Origin of the sequence: Variovorax sp. OV084, from assembly GCF_900111625.1 — a bacterium.
Taxonomy (GTDB): domain Bacteria; phylum Pseudomonadota; class Gammaproteobacteria; order Burkholderiales; family Burkholderiaceae_C; genus Variovorax.
In genome coordinates, this window is sequence record NZ_FOII01000002.1 from 1 (window position 1) to 23,508 (window position 23,508).

At 64.9% G+C, this 23,508-nt stretch carries 22 protein-coding genes and 1 other RNA gene; 18 read left to right on the forward strand and 5 right to left on the reverse strand.

From position 1 onward, the window contains the following. Positions 1–187: hypothetical protein (locus tag BMW87_RS35330; protein ID WP_218149746.1), on the reverse strand; the 187-nt coding region annotated here is incomplete at its 3' end. A 92-nt stretch (positions 188–279) separates the two neighbouring features. Here BMW87_RS35330 and BMW87_RS06320 point away from each other — a divergent pair. After that, entirely contained in the window at positions 280–1,083 is an 804-nt protein-coding gene (locus tag BMW87_RS06320) for a site-specific integrase (RefSeq protein ID WP_177192741.1), read from the forward strand. An 81-nt stretch (positions 1,084–1,164) separates the two neighbouring features. Here BMW87_RS06320 and ssrA read toward each other — a convergent pair. The 4 genes from ssrA to ompA form a co-directional block, all read right to left on the reverse strand. Then, positions 1,165–1,549, reverse strand: a transfer-messenger RNA (tmRNA) gene (gene ssrA, locus BMW87_RS06325). A gap of 12 nt (positions 1,550–1,561) precedes the next feature. Continuing rightward, the gene (locus BMW87_RS06330) at positions 1,562–2,230 is read right to left on the reverse strand and encodes an HAD-IA family hydrolase (protein ID WP_177192742.1); all 669 of its coding nucleotides are present in this window, start codon (positions 2,228–2,230) and stop codon (positions 1,562–1,564) included. Beyond that, positions 2,227–2,961 (reverse strand): bifunctional 2-polyprenyl-6-hydroxyphenol methylase/3-demethylubiquinol 3-O-methyltransferase UbiG, encoded by a 735-nt coding sequence (ubiG, locus tag BMW87_RS06335; RefSeq protein ID WP_093075281.1) that lies wholly within the window; start codon positions 2,959–2,961, stop codon positions 2,227–2,229. The genes BMW87_RS06330 and ubiG overlap by 4 nt, the downstream gene beginning before the upstream one ends. 128 nt (positions 2,962–3,089) lie before the next feature. Then, positions 3,090–3,740, reverse strand: a complete 651-nt coding sequence (gene ompA / locus BMW87_RS06340) for an outer membrane protein OmpA (protein ID WP_093050122.1) — start codon at positions 3,738–3,740, stop codon at positions 3,090–3,092. Between the two features lie 224 nt (positions 3,741–3,964). Between ompA and gyrA the strand changes: the two genes are divergently transcribed. The 17 genes from gyrA to BMW87_RS06425 all read left to right on the forward strand — a co-directional run bounded on the left by gyrA (position 3,965) and on the right by BMW87_RS06425 (position 23,483). Beyond that, positions 3,965–6,610: a DNA gyrase subunit A gene (gyrA, locus tag BMW87_RS06345; RefSeq protein ID WP_093050119.1), complete on the forward strand. Its 2,646-nt coding sequence runs from the start codon at positions 3,965–3,967 to the stop codon at positions 6,608–6,610. Continuing rightward, positions 6,607–7,197: a DUF2059 domain-containing protein gene (locus BMW87_RS06350; protein ID WP_093050116.1), complete on the forward strand. Its 591-nt coding sequence runs from the start codon at positions 6,607–6,609 to the stop codon at positions 7,195–7,197. The genes gyrA and BMW87_RS06350 overlap by 4 nt, the downstream gene beginning before the upstream one ends. Before the next feature lie 70 nt (positions 7,198–7,267). Further along, positions 7,268–8,335, forward strand: a complete 1,068-nt coding sequence (gene serC / locus BMW87_RS06355; protein ID WP_256216714.1) for a 3-phosphoserine/phosphohydroxythreonine transaminase — start codon at positions 7,268–7,270, stop codon at positions 8,333–8,335. A 24-nt stretch (positions 8,336–8,359) separates the two neighbouring features. Continuing rightward, complete coding sequence (gene pheA / locus BMW87_RS06360) at positions 8,360–9,484, forward strand: prephenate dehydratase (RefSeq protein WP_093050110.1); 1,125 nt, start codon at positions 8,360–8,362, stop codon at positions 9,482–9,484. Positions 9,485–9,504: 20 nt separating this feature from the next. Next, positions 9,505–10,395, forward strand: a complete 891-nt coding sequence (locus tag BMW87_RS06365; RefSeq protein ID WP_093050107.1) for a prephenate dehydrogenase — start codon at positions 9,505–9,507, stop codon at positions 10,393–10,395. A gap of 1 nt (position 10,396) precedes the next feature. Continuing rightward, the gene (locus BMW87_RS06370; protein WP_093075286.1) at positions 10,397–12,409 is read left to right on the forward strand and encodes a bifunctional 3-phosphoshikimate 1-carboxyvinyltransferase/cytidylate kinase; all 2,013 of its coding nucleotides are present in this window, start codon (positions 10,397–10,399) and stop codon (positions 12,407–12,409) included. 215 nt (positions 12,410–12,624) lie between these two features. Continuing rightward, on the forward strand, positions 12,625–14,313 hold the full coding sequence (gene rpsA / locus BMW87_RS06375) for a 30S ribosomal protein S1 (protein ID WP_007829366.1): 1,689 nt from the start codon (positions 12,625–12,627) through the stop codon (positions 14,311–14,313). A 78-nt stretch (positions 14,314–14,391) separates the two neighbouring features. Continuing rightward, positions 14,392–14,721 (forward strand): integration host factor subunit beta, encoded by a 330-nt coding sequence (locus tag BMW87_RS06380; RefSeq protein WP_093050102.1) that lies wholly within the window; start codon positions 14,392–14,394, stop codon positions 14,719–14,721. A gap of 46 nt (positions 14,722–14,767) precedes the next feature. Then, positions 14,768–15,103: a LapA family protein gene (locus BMW87_RS06385; RefSeq protein ID WP_093050099.1), complete on the forward strand. Its 336-nt coding sequence runs from the start codon at positions 14,768–14,770 to the stop codon at positions 15,101–15,103. Beyond that, a complete protein-coding gene (lapB, locus tag BMW87_RS06390; protein ID WP_093050096.1) occupies positions 15,093–16,262 on the forward strand; it encodes a lipopolysaccharide assembly protein LapB in 1,170 nt (389 codons plus the stop codon). The genes BMW87_RS06385 and lapB overlap by 11 nt, the downstream gene beginning before the upstream one ends. 137 nt (positions 16,263–16,399) lie before the next feature. Further along, complete coding sequence (locus BMW87_RS06395) at positions 16,400–16,720, forward strand: ComEA family DNA-binding protein (protein ID WP_093050093.1); 321 nt, start codon at positions 16,400–16,402, stop codon at positions 16,718–16,720. 143 nt (positions 16,721–16,863) lie between these two features. After that, entirely contained in the window at positions 16,864–17,832 is a 969-nt protein-coding gene (locus tag BMW87_RS06400; RefSeq protein ID WP_093050090.1) for a TRAP transporter substrate-binding protein, read from the forward strand. Positions 17,833–17,835: 3 nt separating this feature from the next. Beyond that, the gene (locus BMW87_RS06405) at positions 17,836–18,369 is read left to right on the forward strand and encodes a TRAP transporter small permease (protein ID WP_093075288.1); all 534 of its coding nucleotides are present in this window, start codon (positions 17,836–17,838) and stop codon (positions 18,367–18,369) included. Positions 18,370–18,374: 5 nt separating this feature from the next. After that, positions 18,375–19,688, forward strand: a complete 1,314-nt coding sequence (locus BMW87_RS06410) for a TRAP transporter large permease (protein WP_093050084.1) — start codon at positions 18,375–18,377, stop codon at positions 19,686–19,688. A gap of 41 nt (positions 19,689–19,729) precedes the next feature. Next, positions 19,730–20,107, forward strand: a complete 378-nt coding sequence (crcB, locus tag BMW87_RS06415) for a fluoride efflux transporter CrcB (RefSeq protein WP_093075291.1) — start codon at positions 19,730–19,732, stop codon at positions 20,105–20,107. Between the two features lie 77 nt (positions 20,108–20,184). After that, positions 20,185–23,133 (forward strand): monovalent cation/H+ antiporter subunit A, encoded by a 2,949-nt coding sequence (locus tag BMW87_RS06420; RefSeq protein ID WP_093075293.1) that lies wholly within the window; start codon positions 20,185–20,187, stop codon positions 23,131–23,133. Further along, positions 23,133–23,483: a Na+/H+ antiporter subunit C gene (locus tag BMW87_RS06425; protein WP_093050075.1), complete on the forward strand. Its 351-nt coding sequence runs from the start codon at positions 23,133–23,135 to the stop codon at positions 23,481–23,483. The genes BMW87_RS06420 and BMW87_RS06425 overlap by 1 nt, the downstream gene beginning before the upstream one ends. Positions 23,484–23,508: the final 25 nt, after the last annotated feature.

Sequence of the window (23,508 nt, forward strand, 5' to 3'; positions counted from 1 at the left end):
GCGCAGGATCGTGACCATTTGCTCTTCTGAAAATCGACTCTTCTTCATGGGCTCCTCTTCGGGCGGGAGCCATCTTCCTAGAAATCAATGTCTCGGAGAAACCGGGCAGGTCAAATCGGCGACTTCCGCATGCTCCTTGAAGATCTTGCTCAATGAAGTGCGGCCCGTGCCCTTGCAGGGCCTGCATTTCACGCCCAGCGTCGTGCTGCCAGGGATGACCGTCGCCCCATGCCCGCCGCAGTGGTCGCAAGTCGGATTGCGATGCCAGGCAACACAGCCATGCGCCAAGTCATAGGCCTGCACGCGGTTCAACTTGACCCTCATCGCCCTCGCCTGCCGCCATGCGTCGTCAGCCAGGATCTCGACCAGTTCTCGATCGACTTCAACCCGCTCGACCGACTGAAGCTGTCGCGGATCCTGCCGCGGGACACGCTCCACACGGATTACGAGCCGCAGCCGTACAGCGTGGAAGAGCTAGTGCCGCTGCTGGTCAGCATGACCGGCGCCGAACGGGCGGCATTTCAGTTCTGGGCATTCACGGGTGTCAGAACGAGCGAGTTGATCGCGCTGACCTGGGCCGACATCGATCTGCAGGCCGGGACTGTGCGCGTCCACAAGGCCGTCGTCGAGGGCGAGGAAAAAGGCACGAAGACGCGTGCCGGCGTGCGCACCATTCCGCTGCTTCTTGCCGCCCGCCAGGCACTTGAGGATCAACGGCAACGCACCGAGAAAGCCGGCGGCCGGGTCTTCATGAACCCGCGCAACGACAAGGAATGGACGGACCAGTCGCTGCTGCGGCTGTGGCAGCGCACCTGCAAGAAGGCCATGGCCAGCTATCGCAATCCGTACCAGATGCGGCACACGTTCGCGAGCCAACTGCTGAGCCAAGGCGAGAACCCGGCGTACATCGCCAAGCTGCTCGGCCACAAGACGACGGAGATGGTGATCAGGAACTACGGCCGGTGGGTCGAGCAAGGCGCCACTCTGGGCTTCGACCGACCGCAGGTAAAGTACGGTCGGGAGCATCTGCCTGGTCTGCCGGAGGTCGGCGACGCGAGCGATTCAGGTGCGAATCGCGTGTGAATCCCGAGACGGTGAGTGAGGGTCCGAGACGGAGAGCCTTTTCGTAAGTCCTTGATTTAATTGGACTTGGCTCTAGAAATTTGGTGGAGCTGGGGGGATTTGAACCCCCGTCCGCAAGCCTTCATCGCGCAGTTCTACATGTTTAGTGATCTGATTTAAGTCTCGCTTCCGGAGTCGCGCAGTCACACGCTAAACCGGACGCCAGCACCCTATTTTCTCGCCCCGACCCAAGGTACCCGGATCGGAGCCAGCCCATGTAATTATCCTTGCAGCCGGGAGGTCAGGATTGCTCCAGACCCCCTTGCCCAGCCCATCGGCCAACTGTTGCAAGGCTCACTGGCAATTAAGCAGCGAGTGCGAAACGTTCGTCGTTTGCAGTTAGTTTGTTTGAATCTGTTTTACGAGCGCATTCAGCTCGACATGCCCCGCTGCGACTCCGAACCCACGTCGAAACCAGTGCAGCCCCAAGCAACCCATTTTAGGCGCTATTGAGTAACTTCAAGAGCTCAAGGGGCGAAGAGATTGAAGCATCGGCCTGCCAGAGTGCCGAATCGGCCTGTGTACCCATGTAGCCGTAGGTGGCTGCGACCGTGCGCATGCCTGCAGCGCGGCCCGCGATGATGTCGCGCTCGTCGTCGCCGACGTAGATGCATGCCCGCGATGCCACGCCAAGCCGGCGCGCAGCTTCATACAAGGGCTCGGGATGCGGCTTGGCAAACGGCGTGGTGTCACCGCTCACAACCGCGCCCGCACTCGCGAAAAGCGGAATGGCGCGCGTCAGCGGATCGGTGAAGCGCATCGACTTGTTGGTGACGACACCCCACAAGAGGCCGCGCTCGCGCAGCGCCTCGATGAGCGCTTGGACGCCATCGAACACCTGCGTGTTGAGCAGCATGCGGCGCTCGTAGGTCACGAAGAACTCTTCGCGCAGCTCAGGAAACTCCGGCGATTCTGGCGTGATGCCGAACGCCACGCCGAGCATGCCGCGCGCGCCCGCACCAGCCATGGGACGGTAACGCTCCAGCGGGTACGAATCGAGGCCGCGCTCAGTGCGCATCTTGTCGGCTGCGGCGCCCAGATCGGGCGCGCTGTCGATCAGCGTGCCGTCGAGGTCGAACAGCACGGCTTTCGTCTCGATGCCCATCATCCTTGCGATCCCGACTTCAGTTCGGCCGGCTTCTGCGTGGCGAACATATAGTTGACGCTGGTGTCGCCGCTGAGCCAATAGCGCCGGGTCAGGGGGTTGTGCTCCATGCCGCGGGTGTGCCGCAGGTCCAGACCCGCTGCGCGGCAGTATCCAGCCAACTCGCTGGGCCGGATCAGCTTCGCATATTCATGAGTCCCACGCGGCAGCATGCCGAGAACATACTCGGCGCCCACGATCGCCAGCATGAAGGACTTCAAGCTGCGGTTTATCGTCGAGAAGAACACCCAGCCACCCGGCTTGACCAGCGTAGCGCAGGCCTGGATCACCGAGGCTGGCTGCGGCACATGCTCGAGCATCTCCATGCAGGTGACGACGTCGAAGCTGCCCGGCTGCTCGGCTGCCAGCGCCTCCGCGCTGATCTCACGGTACTTCACGCCGCGGGTACCGGCCTCGAGCGCATGCAGCTGCGCGACCTTGAGCGCCTTGCCCGCGAGGTCGATACCCAGCACGTCGGCCCCCTTGCGCGCCATCGAATCAGCCAGGATGCCGCCGCCGCAGCCGATATCGAGTACGCGGCGCTGCGAAATAGGTGCAATACCGTCAATCCATTCCAGGCGCAATGGATTGATTTCATGCAGCGGGCGGAATTCGCTTTCCAAATCCCACCAGCGATGCGCGAGCTCTGAAAACTTGGCCAGTTCGGCCGGATCCGCATTCACGTTTTCTGTCATGCAGCGATTATGAAACGAGCAATGTCCAATAAACACCGCGCGGGCTTTGCCAAAGATCAATCACGAATTCGACAGCCATAAAAAAACCCCGCCGAGGCGGGGTTTTCATGATCGATGGAATCGATTGATTAGTTGGCGCGGGTGCCGACCACTTCGATTTCCACGCGACGGTTCTTGGCGCGGCCTTCCTTGGTGCGGTTGTCAGCCACAGGCTGCTTCTCGCCCTTGCCTTCGGTGTAGACGCGGTTGCGTTCGATGCCCTTCGAGACCAGGAAGGCCTTGACGGCTTCGGCGCGACGCACCGACAGACGCTGGTTGTAGGCGTCCGTACCGATCGAGTCGGTGTGGCCCACAGCGATGATGACTTCGAGGTTGACGCCACGGATCTTCTCGACCAGATCGGTCAGCTTGGCGCGACCTTCAGGCTTCAGAACCGACTTGTCGAAGTCGAAGAATGCGTCGGCAGCGAAGGTCACCTTGTTGGCAGCGACTTGCGGTGCGGCCGGGGCAGCCGGGGCAGCAGCAGCCGGAGCAGCAGCAGCCGGAGCAGCAGGAACCAGAGCACCGTCGCAACCAGCGGCAGCCGTAGCCGGCGTCCAGTTGGCATCGCGCCAGCACAGTTCATTCGTGCCGTTCTTCCAGACCAGTTCGCCGGTGCCGTTTTGCCAGTTGTCGATCGTAGGACCGCCGTCCGCAGCGGTGACACGGGTCTGCGCGCCGGCGGCAGTGGCGAGCGCAGCGACTGCAAACATCATCGCCACTTTATTCAGTTTCTTCATGGTTCTCCTCTTGGGGAAAAAGCCGCAGCCGCGCTGCGAATCAAGGACGCTTTAAGTGACCACCACCCAAAACGTTGAGGCGATTGTGCCATAGGGTCTTTGGCAAACAGGCCGCTGGACGGCCCCGAAGCGTAGGACGGAGGCGGAATAGGCGCCTTGTGTTGCGGCGGTGCGACACCCCTCACAGCGTAAAATTTCGCCTTCCTGCCGCCAGCCCCTCGCTCATGACCTCCTTCGCAAAAGAAACCCTGCCCATCAGTCTCGAAGAGGAAATGCGCAGCAGCTATCTCGACTACGCCATGAGCGTGATCGTGGGCCGAGCGCTTCCCGATGCCCGCGACGGCCTCAAGCCTGTGCACCGCCGCGTGCTGTACGCGATGCACGAGCTCAACAACGACTGGAACCGGCCATACAAGAAGTCGGCCCGTATCGTTGGCGACGTCATCGGTAAGTACCACCCGCACGGAGACCAGTCGGTCTACGACACCATCGTGCGCCTGGCCCAGGACTTCTCGATGCGCCATATGCTGGTCGACGGCCAGGGCAACTTCGGGTCGGTCGATGGAGACAACGCGGCCGCAATGCGGTATACGGAAATCCGGCTGGCCAAAATTGCGCACGAAATGCTGGCCGATATCGACAAGGAAACTGTCGACTTTCAGGACAATTACGACGGCTCCGAAAAAGAGCCGAAGGTGCTGCCGAGCCAGCTGCCGAATTTGCTGGTCAATGGCTCCGGCGGTATTGCGGTCGGCATGGCCACCAATATTCCGCCGCACAACCTGAATGAGGTTGTCGACGCCTGCCTGCACCTGCTGCGCAACCCCGAAGCCAGCATCGACGAGCTGATGGAAATCGTGCCGGCGCCCGACTTCCCCACCGCCGGCATCATCTACGGCATCAACGGCGTGAAGGACGGCTACCGCACCGGCCGCGGCAAGGTCGTGATGCGCGCCAAGTGCCACTTCGAGGACATCGACCGCGGCCAGCGCCAGGCGATCATCGTCGACGAGCTTCCCTACCAGGTCAACAAGAAGACGCTGCAGGAGCGCATGGCCGAGCTGGTGCACGAGAAGAAGATCGAAGGCATCAGCCACATCCAGGACGAGTCCGACAAGTCGGGCATGCGCCTGGTGATCGAGCTCAAGCGCGGCGAAGTGCCCGAGGTGGTGCTCAACAACCTCTACAAGCAGACGCAGCTGCAGGACACCTTCGGCATCAACATGGTGGCGCTGGTCGACGGCCAGCCCAAGCTGTGCAACCTGAAGGACCTGATCCAGGTCTTCCTGCAGCACCGCCGCGAAGTGGTCACGCGCCGCACCGTCTTCACGCTGCGCAAGGCCCGCGAGCGCGGCCACGTGCTCGAAGGCCTCGCAGTGGCGCTGGCCAACATCGACGAGTTCATCCGCATCATCCGCGAATCGCCGACGCCGCCTGTCGCCAAGGCCGAGCTGATGACCCGCAGCTGGGACAGCAAGCTGGTGCGCGAAATGCTCACGCGCACGCGCGCCGACGGCGGTGTGATCAACGCCGACGACTACCGCCCCGAAGGCCTCGAGCGCAATTTCGGCATGGGCGGCGACGGCCTCTATCGCCTGTCGGAAACGCAAGCCCAGGAAATCCTGCAGATGCGCCTGCAGCGCCTGACCGGCCTCGAGCAGGACAAGATCGTGGCCGAGTACAAGGACGTGATGGCCGAGATCGACGACCTGCTCGACATCCTGGCCAAGCCCGAGCGCGTCTCCACCATCATTGGCGACGAGCTCGGCACCATCAAGCAGGAGTTCGGCCAGTCGAAGGTCGGCGCGCGCCGCAGCCTGGTGGAGCACAGCGCCTACGACCTATCGACCGAAGACCTGATCACGCCGACCGACATGGTGGTCACGCTCTCGCACAGCGGCTACATCAAGAGCCAGCCGCTGGGCGAATACCGCGCGCAGAAACGCGGCGGCCGCGGCAAGCAGGCTACCGCCACCAAGGACGACGACTGGATCGACCAGCTCTTCATCGCCAACACGCACGACTACATCCTGTGCTTCTCCAACCGCGGCCGGCTGTACTGGCTCAAGGTGTGGGAAGTGCCGGCGGGTTCGCGTGGCTCGCGCGGACGTCCCATCGTCAACATGTTCCCGCTGCAGGAAGGCGAAAAGATCAACGTCGCGCTCGCGCTGACGGGTGAAAAGCGCAACTTCCCGGCCGACCAGTACGTGTTCATGGCGACCTCGATGGGCACGGTCAAGAAGACGGCGCTCGACGAGTTCAACAACCCGCGCAAGGGCGGCATCATTGCCGTGAACCTCGATGAGGGCGACTACCTGATCGGCGCGGCACTGACCGACGGCAAGCACGACGTCATGCTCTTCAGCGACGGCGGCAAGGCCGTGCGCTTCGACGAGGAAGACGTCCGCCCGCTGGGCCGCAATGCCCGCGGCGTGCGCGGCATGTCGCTCGACCCCGGACAGGGCGTGATTGCCATGCTGGTTGCCGAAGATGAGCAGCAAAGCGTGCTCACGGCCACGGAAAATGGTTACGGAAAGCGAACAAGCATTACGGAATACACCCGCCACGGCCGGGGAACCAAAGGCATGATCGCCATTCAACAGAGTGAGCGCAACGGCAAGGTCGTTGCTGCCACTCTCGTGCATGCGGATGATGAGATCATGCTCATCACCGACAAGGGCGTGCTGGTGCGCACCCGGGTTGCCGAAATTCGTGAACTTGGTCGCGCGACGCAAGGCGTTACGCTGATCGGACTCGACGAAGGCGCCAAACTCAGCGGGCTACAACGTATCGTCGAAAACGACGCGAACGGCGAAAGCGAGCCTGACGCGGACGATACTTCCTCATCTTCAACGGAGAATCCTCAGTGAAAAAAATCAAACTCGCACTTCTGACGGTCGCCCTGGCAAGCAGTTCGATGGCCGCCATGGCCCAGGACAAGGCCACGCTCATCAAGCAGTTCATCGACATCCAGCGCCCCGGTATCGAATCGCTGGCACGCGGCCTGGTCGAGCAATCGAGCGCTCCGATCGCGCAAGCGGGTTCGCAATACCTGCAGACGCAAGTGCCTGAAGCCAAGCGCGAAGCTGCCGCCAAGGCTGCCGACGCCGAGCTGAAGAAGTACTTCGACGAAACCTACCCCATCGTTCGCGACAAGGCCGTTCAACTGGCCCCGGGCGCCCTCACCCCGCTGATGGAGCAGAACTTCAACGAAGACGAACTCAAGCAGCTGCTGGCCTGGATCAACTCGCCCCTGAGCAAAAAGTACCAGGACCTGAACCCGAAGATGCAGACCGCACTGACGGAAAAGCTCGTGGCCGACACGCGCACCACGGTCGAACCCAAGATGCGCGCGCTCGACACCGCAGTCGCCAAGGCACTCGGCGCACCGACCGATGGCGCTGCCCAAGGCTCCGCTCCCGCCAAGGCACCTGCCAAGGCCCCAGCCAAGAAGTAAAAGCAACGTGACCCAGCAGCAGACGCCGGCCGGCAAGCGCCCCTACAACTTCTCGGCCGGTCCGGCTGCCATGCCGGAGGCGGTGCTGCAACGCGCCGCCTCCGAAATGCTCGACTGGCAGGGCAGCGGCATGAGCGTGATGGAAATGAGCCATCGCGGCAAGGAATTCGGTGCGATCTGCACCCAGGCCGAAGCCGACATCCGCACGCTGCTGGCCATTCCCTCGAACTTCCAGGTCCTGTTCATGCAGGGCGGCGGACTGGGCGAGAACGCCATCGTGCCGTTGAACCTGTCGCGCGGCAAAACCGCCGACTTCGTCATCACCGGCAGTTGGAGCATCAAGTCGCACAAGGAAGCGCAGCGCTACTGCACAGCGCGCGTTGTCGCGAGCAACGCCGACGACCAGCACACGAAGCTGCCCGACCCTACGACCTGGCAGCTCTCCAAGGATGCTTCGTACGTGCACGTGTGCTCGAACGAGACCATCAACGGCATCGAGTTCCAGCAGTTGCCCGATCTGGCCGCGCTCGGCAGCAACGCCCCGCTGGTCATCGATTTCTCCTCGCACGTTGCCTCGCGCAGCGTCGACTGGAGCCGCGTGGGCCTGGCCTTCGGCGGCGCACAAAAGAACCTCGGCCCTGCCGGCCTGACCATCGTGGTCGTGCGCGACGACCTGCTGGGCCACGCGCTCGAGATCTGCCCGAGCGCGTTCAACTACAAGACCGTGGCTGACAACCACTCCATGTACAACACCCCGCCGACCTGGGGCATCTACATGGCGGGGCTCACATTCCAATGGCTGTTGCAGCAGACCGAAGGCGCGCACACCGGCGTGGCCGCCATGGAGCAGCGCAACATCGCGAAGGCGAAGCTGCTGTACGACTTCATCGACGGCTCCGACTTCTACGCCAACCGGATCGATCCGGGCTGCCGCTCGCGCATGAACGTGCCGTTCTTCCTGGCCGACGAAGGCCGCAACGAGGCTTTCCTGGCCGGCGCGCGCGAAGCCGGGCTGCTGCAGCTCAAGGGCCACAAGTCGGTCGGCGGCATGCGCGCGAGCATTTACAACGCCATGCCGCTGGCAGGGGTGCAGGCACTTGTGGCCTACATGCGAGAATTCGAGCGATCGCATGCCTAGGCGCATGCCCAGCTGCTCGCACCGATGACCGCCTCCGCACCCACACCGCCCTCTTCTCCCTCCGACAACTCCGAAAGCCTGGCCGATCTGCGCGTGCAGATCGACTCGCTCGACCAGCGACTGCTCAGCCTGCTCAACGAGCGGGCCCATGTGGCCGAGCTGGTCGGCGAGGTCAAGAAGCGCGAGGGCACCCCGTTCTTCCGCCCCGACCGCGTGGCGCAGGTCATCGACAAGATGCAGAAGAGCAATGGCGGTCCGCTCAAGGACCTCCACGTGGCGGCCATCTGGCGCGAGATCATGTCGGCCTGCCTGGCGCTCGAATCGCCGCAACGCGTGGCCGTGCTTGGCCCCGAAGGCACCTTCTGCGAGCAAGCCGCCATCGAATACTTCGGCGGCGCCGCCGACCTGATCTATTGCGCCAGCTTCGACGAGGTGTTCCACGCCACCGCCGCTGGCAGCGCCCAGTACGGCGTGGTCGGCGTCGAGAACTCGACCGAAGGCGTAGTCACTCGCTCGCTCGACCTGTTCCTGCACTCGCCGACCCATGTCGTCGGCGAAGTCAGCCTGCTGGTACGTCATCACCTTCTGCGCAGCAGCAATTCGCTCGAAGGCGTGGAGGCCGTGCTAGCCCATCCGCAGGCGCTGGCACAGTGCCAGACTTGGCTGTCCAAGCACCTGCCGAACGCCGAGCGCCGTGCCGTGTCGAGCAATGCCGAAGGCGCACGCCTCGCGGCCACCAACCCGGCCTGGGCCGCATTGGCCGGCGAACGCGCCGCCACCCGCTTCGGCCTGCACATCGTGGCGCACGCCATTCAGGACGACTCGTACAACCGCACCCGTTTCTCGGTGATCTGCCTGCCGCAGACGCTGGCCATGCCGCCAGCCTCGGGCCGCGACTGCACGAGCCTGATCGTCTCGGTGCCGAACCGGCCCGGCGCGGTGCACGACCTGCTGGTGCCGCTGAAGGCCAACAACGTATCGATGACCCGCTTCGAGTCGCGCCCCGCTCGCACCGGCCAGTGGGAGTACTACTTCTACATCGACCTCGACGGCCATCCCTCGCAGCCCAACGTGGCCGCGGCGCTGGCCGAGCTGCGCGGTCTCTGCGCGTTCTACAAGGTGCTGGGCGCCTACCCCGTCAAGGCCTGAGCGGCAGGCAGCCCCACAACATGTTCGAACAACTGGGACTGATCGGCTGCGGCCTGATGGGCGGCTCTTTCGCGCTCGCACTCAAGCGCGCGAAGCTGGTGAAACGCGTGGTCGGCTACAGCAAGTCGCCCTCCACCACCGAGCGGGCACGCCAGCTCGGTGTGATCGACGTGGTAGCGCCTTCGGCGCTGCTGGCGGTGTCAGGCTCCGACATCGTGCTGCTGGCGGTGCCGGTGGCCGCCTCGGAAGCCACATTCAAGGCCATCCGCCACGGCATCTCGAACGAGACGCTGGTGATGGACGTCGGCTCGACCAAGGGCGACGTGATCGAAGCCGCGCGCAACGGCCTGCAGCGCCAGTTCGCGAACTTCGTGCCGGCACACCCGATCGCCGGCAAGGAGCTCTCGGGTATCGAGCATGCAGAGGCTTCGCTGTTCACCGGCCGGCAGGTCGTGCTGACGCCCGTGAAGACCACGCTGCGCTCGAACGTGCAGCGGGCCTCGCAGGTGTGGAGCGGCATCGGCGCGCACGTCGTCACCATGACGCATGAAGAGCACGACGCCGCTTTTGCCGCCGTGAGCCACCTGCCGCACCTGCTGGCCTTCGCGTACACCAACGCCATCGCCAGCCAGCCGCAGGGCGACCGCTTCCTGAGCCTCGGGGGACCGGGCTTTCGCGATTTCTCGCGCATCGCCGCGAGCGACCCGGTCATGTGGCGCGACGTGCTGCTGGCCAACCGCGAACAGGTCCTGCAACAGTCGCAGGCCTTCCGCAAGGCGCTGGACGACCTCGAAGCGCTGATGGCTGCGGGCGACCTGCAGGCGCTGGAGCAATCCATTGCCGCCGCCAGCAAGGCCCGCGCGGCCTGGAAACCGGCCACCGACACCTCGTCGCAGCAGCAGGACAACTGAAATGTTCTCGACGACCTTCCTCGATCTCCCGCCCCTCGCGGGCGCGGCCGGTACGGTCCGGCTGCCGGGCTCCAAGAGCATCTCCAACCGCGTGCTGCTGCTCGCCGCGCTCGCGAGCGGCACCACCACCATCCACGACCTGCTCGATTCGGACGACACGCGCGTGATGCTCGACGCCCTGCGCGCGCTCGGCTGCGGCATCGACCCGGACGGAAACACGCTGCGCATCACCGGCCTCGGCGGCCAGCTGAAGCCCAGCGAAACGCTGCTGCCGCTGTTCCTCGGCAACGCCGGCACCGCGATGCGCCCGCTCACCGCGGCGCTGTCGCTGCTGGGCGGCGAGTTCGAGCTGAGCGGCGTGCCGCGCATGCACGAGCGCCCCATCGGCGATCTCGTCGACGCGCTGACCCAGCTCGGCTGCCGCATCGACTACCTCGGTAATCCCGGCTATCCACCGCTGCGCATCCATCCGGTGCCGCACGGCGACCTGGCCCTCGACGCGCCGATCCGCGTGCGCGGCGACGTGTCGAGCCAGTTCCTCACCGCCCTGCTGCTGGCGTTGCCGCTCGCAGCGGCCGGCGACATCGTGATCGAAGTGGTCGGCGAGCTGATCTCCAAGCCCTACATCGAGATCACGTTGAACCTGCTCGCGCGCTTCGGCATCCAGGTGCGGCGCGACAGCTGGGAGCGCTTCACCATTCCAGCAGGCAGCAGCTACAGCTCGCCCGGCGATATCCACGTCGAGGCCGACGCCTCGTCTGCTAGCTATTTCATAGCATTGGGGGCGATAGCGACGGGTGTTTCTGGCAAGGACGGCATCCGCATCGAAGGGGTGGGCGCCGATTCGATCCAGGGCGACATCCGCTTCATCGACGCCGCCCGCCAGATGGGCGCGCTGGTCGACAGCGGTCCGAACTGGCTCGAAGTGCGCCGCGGCGCCTGGCCGCTCAAGGCCATCGACCTCGACGCCAACCACATCCCCGACGCCGCGATGACGCTGGCCGTGATGGCGCTGTACGCCGACGGCCCGAGCACGCTGCGCAACATCGCGAGCTGGCGCGTGAAGGAAACCGACCGCATCGACGCCATGGCCAACGAGCTGAAGAAGCTCGGCGCCGCCGTCGAGGCCGGCCCGGACTTCATCCGCGTGCACCCGCTGGCGCAGGCCGGCTGGCGCCCGGCGAGCATCCACACCTACGACGACCACCGCGTGGCCATGTGCTTCTCGCTCGCGGCATTCAACCCGGCGGGGGTGCCGGTGCGCATTCTCGATCCGCACTGCGTCGCCAAGACCTTTCCCGATTACTTCGAGACCCTGTTCTCGGTGGCAGAGGCCGCCGAGGTGCCGGTGATCTGCATCGACGGCCCGACCGCTTCCGGCAAGGGCACGCTCGCGGCCGAAGTAGCGCGCCTGCTCGGCTACCACTACCTCGATTCGGGCTCCCTCTACCGCGTGACCGGCCTGGCCATGCGCCGCGCAGGCCTGAGCGCTGACGCCCAGCACGAAACGCAGATTGCTGCACTCGCGGCCGCCCTGCCCCTGCAGTTCACCGAAGGAAAGGTGCTGCTGGCCGGCGAAGACGTCAGCGACGACATCCGCACCGAAGCCGCCGGCATGGACGCCTCCCGCGTCTCCACGCTGCCAGCCGTGCGCGAGGCGCTGCTGGCCCTGCAGCAGCGCTTTCGCCAGCTGCCCGGCCTGGTGGCCGACGGGCGCGACATGGGCACCGTGATCTTCCCCGACGCGACGCTCAAAGTCTTCCTCACGGCCAGCGCCGCCCAGCGCGCCGAGCGGCGGCATAAGCAGTTGATTTCAAAGGGTATTTCGACTACACTCGACAGTCTTCGCTCCGACTTGGAAGCACGTGACGCCCGGGACTCATCCCGCAGCGTCGCCCCTCTGAAGCCGGCGCAAGACGCTCGCCACCTCGACAACTCCCAGCTGTCCATCGAGCAATCGATCGATCAGGTCTTGGACTGGTGGCAACAAGTACAGCCTTTCAAGCCCGCTTGAAAAACTGGCGCCCGACGGAATATCCCGAAATATTCATAAGGCGCATACCGCTCCAGCAGGCTCCTTCCGCGCGACAGCGCACTGGCCTGCTGGTTGTTCAACCAACCCGGGTTTATATCCAAAAAGCCCACAAAACCGCCGTCTACAGACCCACAGCAGCCGCACGCAATTTCGCAAGAGCGCCTGCCAACCCTGCCTGACGGAAGGAACCATAAATGTCTGAATCTTTTGCCGACCTATTCGAAGAGTCCCTGAAGCGTTCCGAAATGCGCACCGGCGAGGTCATCACGGCCGAAGTCGTGCGTGTCGAACACAACCACGTCGTCGTCAACGCCGGTCTGAAGTCCGAAGCGTATGTGCCGATCGAAGAGTTCAAGAACGACAAGGGCGAACTCGAAGTTCAGGCCGGCGATTTCGTTTCCGTTGCCATCGGCAGCGTTGAAAACGGCTACGGCGACACCATCCTCTCGCGCGACACCGCCAAGCGTCTGGCTTCGTGGCTCGCCCTCGAGAAGGCACTGGAATCGGGCGACTTCGTCACCGGCACCACCAGCGGCAAGGTCAAGGGCGGCCTCACGGTCCTGGTCAACGGCATCCGCGCGTTCCTGCCGGGCTCGCTGATCGACACGCGTCCGATCAAGGACCTGACCCCGTACGAGAACAAGACCCTCGAATTCAAGGTCATCAAGCTTGACCGCAAGCGCAACAACGTCGTGCTGTCGCGCCGTGCCGTGGTCGAAGCCAGCATGGGCGAAGAACGCGCCAAGCTGATGGAAACGCTGAAGGAAGGCGCAGTCGTGCGCGGCGTGGTCAAGAACATCACCGAATACGGTGCGTTCGTGGACCTCGGCGGCATCGACGGCCTGCTGCACATCACCGACATGGCATGGCGCCGTGTTCGCCACCCGAGCGAAGTCGTTCAGGCCGGCCAGGAAATCACCGCCAAGATCCTCAAGTTCGACACCGAAAAGAACCGTGTCTCGCTGGGTCTCAAGCAAATGGGTGACGACCCGTGGATGGGCGTTTCGCGCCGCTACCCGCAATCGACCCGCCTGTTCGGCAAGGTCACGAACATTGCCGACTACGGTGCGTTCGTCGAACTCGAACCCGGCATCGAAGGCCTGGTGCACGTCTCCGAAATGGACTGGACCAACAAGAACATCGCTCCGAACAAGATCGTCTCGCTGGGCGACGAAGTCGAAGTCATGGTCCTGGAAATCGACGAAGACAAGCGCCGCATCAGCCTGGGCATGAAGCAGTGCAAGGCCAACCCGTGGCAAGAGTTCGCGCAAAACACCAAGCGCGGCGACCGCGTCAAGGGCCCGATCAAGTCGATCACCGATTTCGGCGTGTTCGTGGGTCTGGCTGCCGGCATCGACGGCCTGGTTCACCTCTCGGACCTCTCGTGGAACGAAGCCGGCGAAACCGCCGTTCGCAACTACAAGAAGGGCCAGGAAGTCGAAGCGATCGTGCTGGCTGTGGACGTCGACCGCGAGCGCATCAGCCTCGGCATCAAGCAGCTCGACAGCGACCCGTTCACCACGTTCACCACCGTGAACGACAAGGGCCAGATCGTGACCGGCAAGGTCAAGACCGTGGACGCCCGCGGCGCTGAAATCGACCTCGGCGAAGACATCATCGGCTACCTCCGTGCTTCGGAAATCTCGCGCGACCGCGTTGAAGATGCCCGCAACGTGCTGAAGGAAGGCGACGAAGTCACCGCCATCGTCGTGAATGTGGATCGCAAGACCCGCAACATCCAGCTGTCGATCAAGCAGAAGGACATGGTCGACGAACAAGGCGCCATGGCCAGCCTGAGCCAGCAGTCGGCACGCGAAAACGCGGGCACGACCAGCCTGGGCGCCCTGCTGCGCGCCAAGCTCGACAACAACGACAGCAAGTAAGCTGAGTCGGAAGACAGAGCAGGCCCTGGGGCCGCTCTGTCTTTTTTTTCGTCCACGTTTTTCGTTTATGTTCGGCCTATGACCCGCTCAGACCTCGTCGAAGAACTCGCAGCGCGCTTTGCACAGCTCACGCACCGCGATGCCGAATACGCCGTCAAGACCATCCTCGATGCCATGAGCGACGCGCTGGTGCGCGGACACCGCATCGAGATCCGTGGCTTCGGCAGCTTCTCGGTCAACCGTCGTCCGCCGCGCATCGGCCGCAACCCGCGTTCGGGCGAGAGCGTGCAGATTCCCGAGAAGCGGGTGCCGCACTTCAAGCCCGGCAAGGCGCTGCGCGAAGCCGTCGATGCACGCACCGCGGAGCTCGACGCCGGCGGCAAGGAAGCCAAGGGCCGCAAGGCCTGACGCACGTGGATGCAAACGTAGAATGCTCCCGGCAACGGGAACGGCTATGAAATACCTCCTGTGGCTGCTCAAGGCAGCCATTTTTTTTACGCTCTTCGCTTTCGCGCTGAACAACCAGCACGACGCGACCGTCTATTTCTTCTTCGGCACCTACTGGCGTGCGCCGCTGGTGCTCGTCGTGCTCGCGGCCTTTGCCGGCGGGCTCGTGGTGGGTGCACTGGGCATGCTGCCGGGCTGGTGGAAGCACCGCACCGCCGCGGCGCAAGTGCCTGCCGCTGCCGAAACCCAGGCTTCCGCACCATCGACCGCCACGACCGCGCCCGCAGCGGCTCCGACCATCTCCGCCACCGACCTCCCCGCCGTACGTCAACATGGACTTTGATCCCAGCTGGCTGCTGATCAGCCTGCCCGTCGCCTTCGTGCTCGGGTGGCTCGCATCGCGCTTCGACATCCGGCAACTCAAGCTCGAGAACCGCCAAGCCCCCAAGGCCTACTTTCGCGGCCTCAACTTCCTGCTCAACGAGCAGCAGGACCAGGCCATCGACGCCTTCATCGAAGCCGTACAGAACGACCCCGACACGCAAGAGCTTCATTTCGCACTCGGCAATCTCTTCCGCCGTCGCGGCGAGTACCAGCGCGCAGTGCGCGTGCACGAGCACCTGCTGGGCCGCGGCGACCTGAGCCGCAGCGACCGCGAACGCGCACAGCACGCACTGGCGCAAGACTTCCTGCGCGCCGGCCTGCTCGATCGTGCCGAAGCCGCGCTGCAGAAGCTCGAAGGCACGCGCTACGAGAACGAGGCGCGGCTGTCGCTGCTGGCCATCTACGAGCGCTCGCGCGAATGGGCACAGGCCGCCGACGTGGCGCAGAAGCTCGACGAATCAGACCAGGCCAGCTACAGCACGCGCCGCGCGCATCACCTCTGCGAGCAGGCGACCGAACGCGTTGCAGCGGGCGACCTGCCTGGCGCCGCAAAGCTGCTCGCGCAGGCCGTCGAACTCGCGCCGCAGGCACCGCGCCCCGCCATCGACACAGCCAACCTGCAGTTGCGCAACGGCGAGGCGGCCGCGGCCTTCGACACGCTCGTGGCCCTGAGCGAGACCGCACCGCTGGCGCTGCCGCTCTACGCAGCCGCGCTGCAGCAGGCTGCCGTGGCCGCGCACCGCGAAGGCGAAGCGCTCGCACTGCTGCAACGCCGCTATGTGGAGTCGCCGTCGATCGACGTGCTCGAGGCGCTGATGGCGCTCGGCGGCACGCCGACCGCCACCGCAGAAGAACCCAACCCCACGCCGCGCGACGGCTACATCGCGCATCTTGCACAGCAGCCCTCGCTGGTTGCGGCCTCGCGCTGGCTCGCGGGCGAACACTTCGAGCACCAGCAGTTCCATCCGCAGGTGCAGCGCGCGCTCGACCAGGCCACCCGGCCGCTCATGCGCTACCGCTGCGCAGCCTGCGGCTTCGAGGCGCACCAGTACTTCTGGCACTGCCCCGGCTGCCAGGCCTGGGACAGCTATCCGCCGCGCCGCGTCGAAGAACTCTGATCACATTTCTGAACAATGGTCACGTAGAAGCCGGCACGGCTTTTACGCGTCAACGCCGCTCTTTCCCTCCTCGTTGAGCCTGGGCCGACGCTTCTGTCGGCTGTCACTCATCAACAAAAAAGAGGGAGTTTTTCATCATGTTCAAGAAGATCCTGGCCATCACGGCCATGCTGTTCGCGGCCGTTTCGTTCGCCGCCGTTGACGTCAACAAAGGCACCGAGGCCGACCTCGATGGCGTCAAGGGCGTTGGCCCGTCGATGTCCAAGCGCATTCTCGAAGCACGCAAGGAAGGCGAGTTCAAGGACTGGCCCGACCTCATGCAGCGCGTCAAGGGCGTGAAGGAGAAGAAGGCGGCCAAGCTGTCGGCCGAGGGCCTGACGGTCAATGGCAAGAGCTTCGGTGGCGCGGCGCCATCCGCATCGAAGGAAGCGAAAGCTCCCAAGGCCGCCAAGCCCTGATTCCGCTCCGGTAGAAATATGCAAAGCCGCCTTCGGGCGGCTTTTTCATGCGCGCCATGGCAGGGAAATGCCTCAGGAAGTGGTCCGGAATTTGCACGTAAGCTTCCTTTCGTTTTGCTTTCAATCCATTCCGGAGCGCGTACATGAATCACAAGTTCGGCATTGCCCTCGCGGGCCTCACCCTCGGCGCCGCAGCCTTCGCGCAGACCAAGTGGGACCTCCCCACGGCCTACCCCGCCACCAACTACCACACGGAAAACATCACGCAGTTCGCGAAGGACGTCGACGCCGCCACGGGCGGCAAGGTGAAGATCACGGTGCATGCCAACGCCTCGCTGTTCAAGGCGCCCGAGATCAAGCGCGCCGTGCAAAGCGGCCAGGCGCAAGCCGGCGAGATCCTGCTGGCCAACTACGCGAACGAGAACCCGATCTACGCGCTCGACGGCGTGCCCTTCCTCGCCACCACCTACCCCGAGGCAAGGAAGCTCTACGACGCATCGAAGCCCGCCATGGACAAGTTGCTCGCGGCCCAGGGCATCAAGGTGCTGTTCATGGTGCCGTGGGCGCCGCAGGGCATCTACACAAAGAAGGAAATCGGCTCGGTGGCCGACCTGCGCGGCATCAAGTGGCGCGCCTACAGCCCGGCCACCGCCAAGATCGCCGAACTCATCGGCGCGCAGCCCGTGCAGATCCAGCAGGCCGAGCTCAGCGCGGCCATGGCCACGGGCGTGATCGAGAGCTACATGAGCTCGGGCTCCACCGGCTACGACACCAAGACCTACGAGCACATCAAGAACTTCTACGACACGCAGGCCTGGATCCCGAAGAACGCGATCCTCGTGAACGCCAAGGCCTTCGACGCGCTCGACGCCACCACCAAGGCCGCCGTCACCAAGGCCGCAGCCGATGCCGAGGTGCGCGGCTGGAAGGTCGCGCAGGAGAAGAACGACGAATACAAGCGCCTGCTCGCCGAGCGCGGCATGAAGGTGCACAAGCCCTCGCCCAAGCTCGACGCCGACATGCGCCAGGTCGGCGGCATCATGCAGACCGACTGGCTCAAGGCAGCCGGGGCCGATGGCGCCGCCATCGTCGACGCTTATAAAAAGAAGTAAGCCGTGCGCCGCTTCCTCGACCGCCTGTACGACGGTGCAGGCGCGCTCGGCGCGTTCTGCGTGTTCCTGATCTTCGTGCTGATGATCCTGGCCGGCGTGGGCCGGCAGATGAACTGGCACGTGAGCGGGCTCAACGACGTGGTGGCCTGGCTGTGCGCCGCCGCCGCGTTCTTCGCGATGGCGCATGCATTCCGTCACGGCGATTTCGTGCGCGTGACGCTGCTGCTCGAAGCCGTGCCGCCGAAAGTGCGGCGCATCCTCGACGTGACATGCCTGCTGATCGCGTCGGTGTCCGTGGCCTACCTGACCTACTGGGCCACCAGCTTCACCTACGAGAGCTACGAATTCGCCGAGATGGCGACCGGCCTCGTCGTCATTCCGATCTGGATTCCGCAATCGACCTTCGTCATCGGCTGCTGGCTGCTGCTGATTGCCATGGTCGACGAGCTGGTGGGCGTGGTGCGCGGCGAGAAGCCCAGCTACCAGCGCGCCATCGAAGAGCGGCATGCTGCCGGCGATTTCTCCTCCGACGTCTGACGCCCATGCTTGAAACCCTGCTCATGGGCGCGCTGCTGCTCGCCATCATGCTGCTTCTGCTCGCGGGCGGCGTCTGGATCGCGATGACGCTGGCCATCGTCGGCTGGGTCGGCCAGGCCTTCTTCACCAACACGCTGCCGGGCAAGAACCTGTTCTCGGCCTTCTGGGAAAGTAACGCCAGCTGGGAGCTCGCGGCGCTGCCGCTGTTCATCTGGATGGGCGAGATCCTCTTCAGAACCAAGCTGAGCGAGGAGATGTTCGAGGGCCTGCGCCCCTGGCTCAACCGCGTGCCCGGCCGGTTGATGCACACCACCATCCTCGGCTGCGGCGTGTTCGGATCGGTCTCGGGCTCGTCGGCGGCCACCTGCGCGACCATCGCCAAGGTGGCGCTGCCCGAGCTCAAGCGCCGCGGCTACAACGAGAAGCTGGCCATCGGCTCGCTCGCCACCGCGGGCACGCTGGGCATCCTGATCCCGCCGTCGATCACGATGGTGGTGTACGCCGTGGCCGCCGACGCGTCGATCATCCGCATCTTCCTGGCAGGCTTTCTTCCGGGCTTTCTGCTGATGCTGCTGTTCTCGGGCTACATCGGCTGGTGGAGCCTGCGCAATCCCGACCAGGTGCCGCCGGCCGATCCGCCGACCACTTTCATGGAGAAGATCCGGCTCTCGGGCAACCTGATTCCCTGCGCGCTGCTGATCGTCTTCATCGTCTGGGTGCTGGTGGCGGGCTGGGCCACGGCCACCGAGTGCGCGGCCTTCGGCGTGCTGGGCTCGCTGGCCATCGCGGCCTGGGGCCGCAGCCTGACCTGGAAGAACTTCAAGGACGGCATCATGGGCGCCACCCGCACCAGCTGCATGATCATGTTCATCCTGGCTGGTGCCGCCTTCCTCACCAAGACCATGGCCTTCACCGGCATTCCGCGCGAGCTGGCCGAGTGGGTCGACAGCATGCACCTGTCGCCCTATGCACTGATCGGCGCGCTGGTCGTCGTGTACCTGGTGCTGGGCACGGCGCTCGACGGCATCTCGATGATCGTGCTGACCAGCGCGGTGGTGCTGCCGATGATCCAGAAGGCGGGCTTCGACCTGATCTGGTTCGGCATCTTCATCGTGCTGCTGGTCGAGATCGCCGAGGTCACGCCGCCGGTGGGCTTCAACCTCTTCGTGCTGCAGAACATGACCGGGAAAGACAGCAACGTGATCGCCAAGGCTGCCATTCCGTTCTTCTTCTGCCTGGTGCTGTGCATCGTGCTGATCACGCTGTTCCCGAGCATCGTGACGATCCTGCCCGATGTGGTGATGGGCAAGGAGAAGTAGAAAGAGCAAGGCCGTCCGGCAGCTTGCGGATAATCGCCGGCATGCTGCTGAACGTCCTCGTCATCTGCCTCGCCGCGTGTGTCGGCGCCCTCATGCGCTGGGGCTTTGCCCTGTGGCTCAACCCCGGCGGCATCCTGCCCTGGGGCACGCTGGCGGTGAACCTCATCGGCGGCTACCTGATCGGCGTGGCCATCGGTGTGTTCAGCGGCCTGCCGGACATCAACCCCGCGTGGCGGCTCATGGTCATCACCGGCTTCCTGGGCACGCTCACCACCTTCTCCAGCTTCTCCGCGGAAGTGGTCGGCATGCTCATGGGCGGCAGGCTCGGCCTCGCGATGGGCACGATCGCGTTGCACCTTGGCGGTTCGCTGTGCATGACCTGGCTCGGGTTGCGCACGGTGCAGGCTTTCTCCTCCTGAATCGAGCGAAAAACTGCCTTATGTCTTGCGGTTATAGATAGGGCCTTCCATAGGGTCGGTCGATAGAATTGCCCGCAATGCCCCTGGTCTTTCTCATCGCCCTCCCCTTCATTGCCAGCGTGCTGGCCGCGTTGATGCCTTCCAACGCACGCAACAGGGAGTCGACGCTGGCGGGGCTGGTCGCGCTGGGCTGCGCCATCCAGGTCGCATGGTTCTTCCCGCAGATCGCGCACGGCAACGTGCTGCGGCAAGAAATCGAATGGCTGCCGGCCCTCGGCCTGAACCTCGTGTTCCGCCTGGATGGCTTCGCATGGCTGTTCTGCATGCTGGTGCTGGGCATCGGCGCGCTGGTGGTGCTCTATGCGCGCTACTACATGTCGGCCTCCGATCCGGTGCCGCGCTTCTTCTCGTTCTTCCTCGCGTTCATGGGCGCGATGATGGGCGTGGTGCTCTCGGGCAACCTCATTCAGATGGTGCTGTTCTGGGAGCTCACCAGCCTCTTCTCCTTCCTGCTCATCGGCTACTGGCACCACCGCCGCGACGCGCGGCGCGGTGCGCGCATGGCGCTCACCGTCACCGGCGCTGGCGGGCTGTGCCTGCTGGCCGGCGTGCTGGTGCTCGGCCGCATCGTCGGCAGCTACGAGCTCGACGTGGTGCTGGCCTCGGGCGACCTCATCCGAGCGCACGCGCTGTACCCGGTCGCACTGGTGCTGGTGCTGCTCGGCGCCTTCACCAAGAGCGCGCAGTTCCCGTTCCACTTCTGGCTGCCGCGCGCCATGGCCGCGCCCACGCCGGTGTCGGCCTACCTGCACTCGGCCACGATGGTGAAGCTCGGCGTGTTCCTGATGGCGCGGCTGTGGCCCGTGCTCTCGGGCACCGAGCAGTGGTTCTGGATGGTGGGCGGCGCGGGCGCCGTCACGCTGCTGCTCGGCGGCTTCATCGCCATGTTCCAGCGCGACCTGAAGGCGCTGCTGGCCTACTCGACCATCTCGCACCTCGGGCTCATCACGCTGCTGCTGGGCCTGAACAGCCCGCTCGCGGCCGTGGCGGCGGTGTTCCATGTAATGAACCACGCGACCTTCAAGGCGTCGCTGTTCATGGCGGCCGGCATCATCGACCACGAGACCGGCACGCGCGACATCCGCAAGCTCAGCGGGCTGATGCGGCTCATGCCCATCACGGGCACGCTGGCCATCATCGCCAGCGCTTCGATGGCCGGCGTGCCGCTGCTCAACGGCTTTCTCTCGAAGGAAATGTTCTTCGCCGAGACGGTGTTCATCCAGTCGACGCCGTGGGTCGACTTCAGCCTGCCGGTCATCGCCACCATCGCGGGCATCTTCAGCGTGGCGTATTCGGCGCGCTTCGTGTTCGACGTGTTCTTCGGCCCGCCCTGCGGCGACGAGGTGCCCAAGCACCCGCACGAGCCGCCGCACTGGATGCGCGTGCCGGTCGAACTGCTGGTGCTTCTGTGCCTGGTGGTGGGTGTGGTGCCAGCGTGGTCGGTCGGCCCGATGCTGGCGGCGGCCGCCACGCCGGTCGTCGGCGGCGCGCTGCCCGAATACAGCCTGGCGGTGTGGCATGGCTTCAACCTGCCGCTGCTGATGAGCTTCGTCGCGCTGGTGGGCGGCGCCGCGCTGTACCTGCTGCAGCGCCGTCGTCGCGCGAGCGGCGGCCTCGAGCACACGCCGCTGCTGCATCGCTTCGACGGCCAGGTCATCTTCGAGCACCTGCTCGCGCTGCTGAGCGAAGCGGGCCGGCGCAGCCGCCGCCTGTTCGGCACGCGCCGGCTGCAGTGGCAGTTGCTGCTGCTGGTAGTCGCGGCCGTGGCGGGCGCCGCGGCTTCCCTGTGGGCCACGCCCGCCGCACCCGGCACGCGCGAGCTTTTGCCCTTCTCGCCGATGTTCGCCATGACCTGGATCATCGGCGGTACCTGCGCGCTGGCCGCCGCATGGCAGGCCAAGTTCCACCGGCTCGCGGCACTGATGCTGGCCTCGGGCGCGGGGCTGGTCTCTTGCGTGACCTACATCTGGTTCTCGGCACCCGACCTCGCGTTGACCCAACTGGTGGTCGAGGCCGTGACCACGGTGCTGATCCTGCTCGGCCTGCGCTGGCTGCCGATGCGCAGCAAGGACGTCATTCAACCTGCACGCGCGCGGCTGCGACCGTGGGGCCGGCGCGGGCGCGACCTGCTGGTGGCCACCGTCGCCGGCGGCGGCATGGCGGCGCTGGCGTGGGCCATGATGACGCGCAACTTCCCGCAGAGCATCTCGCCCTTCTTCCTCGAACACGCGCTCACCGAGGGTGGCGGCACCAACGTGGTCAACGTGATGCTGGTCGACTTCCGCGGCTTCGACACCTTCGGCGAGATCACCGTGCTCGGCGTGGTCGCGCTCACGGTGTATGCGCTGCTGCGGCGCTTCCGCCCCGCGATCGAATCGATGGCCCTGCCGGTCCAGCAGCGCCTGCAGGTCGACGACGGCAGCAGCGACCTGCTGAACCCGCGCCGCGCCAAGGACACCGCTGTGGGCTACCTCATGGTGCCGGCCGTGCTGGTGCGGCTGGTGCTGCCGCTGGCGGCGCTGGTGTCGGTCTACTTCTTCATGCGCGGCCACAACGCGCCGGGCGGCGGCTTCGTCGCGGGGCTGGTGATGTCGGTCGCGCTGGTGCTGCAGTTCATCGTCTCGGGCACCGAATGGGTGGAAGAGCATCTGCGCATCTACCCGCGCCGCTGGATCGCCATCGGCCTGCTGCTGGCGCTGGCCACCGGCGGCGGCGCGGTGTTCTTCGGCTATCCCTTCCTGACCACGCACACCGCACACCTGCATCTGCCGCTGCTGGGCGAGGTGCACGTGCCCAGCGCCCTCTTCTTCGACATCGGCGTGTTCGCGCTGGTGCTCGGCGCCACCATGCTGATCCTCACCGCGCTGGCCCACCAGTCGATACGAAGCCACCGCTGGGCCGACGAGCAGGCCGAAAAAGAAGCCGAAGCCGCCGCAGCTGCTGTCGCCGCCGGGGGAGCCAGCTGATGGAAATCGTGCTCGCACTCGCCATCGGCGTGCTCACCGGCTCTGGCGTGTACATGCTGCTGCGCCCTCGCACCTTCCAGGTCATCATGGGCCTAACGCTGATCTCTTACGCGGTCAACCTCTTCATCTTCAGCATGGGCCGGCTCAAGGTCGACAGCGAGCCGGTGCTCATCAAAGGCCTCACCTCCACGCTGGCCAATACGGCCGACCCGATGCCTCAAGCCCTCGTGCTGACTGCCATCGTGATCGGCTTTGCGATGACGGCGCTGTTCCTCGTTGTGATGCTCGCCTCGCGCGGCCTCACCGGCACCGACCACGTGGACGGTGAAGAGCGGCAGGAGGCGGAGTGAAAGAAATCTTCCACCTGCTCGACGA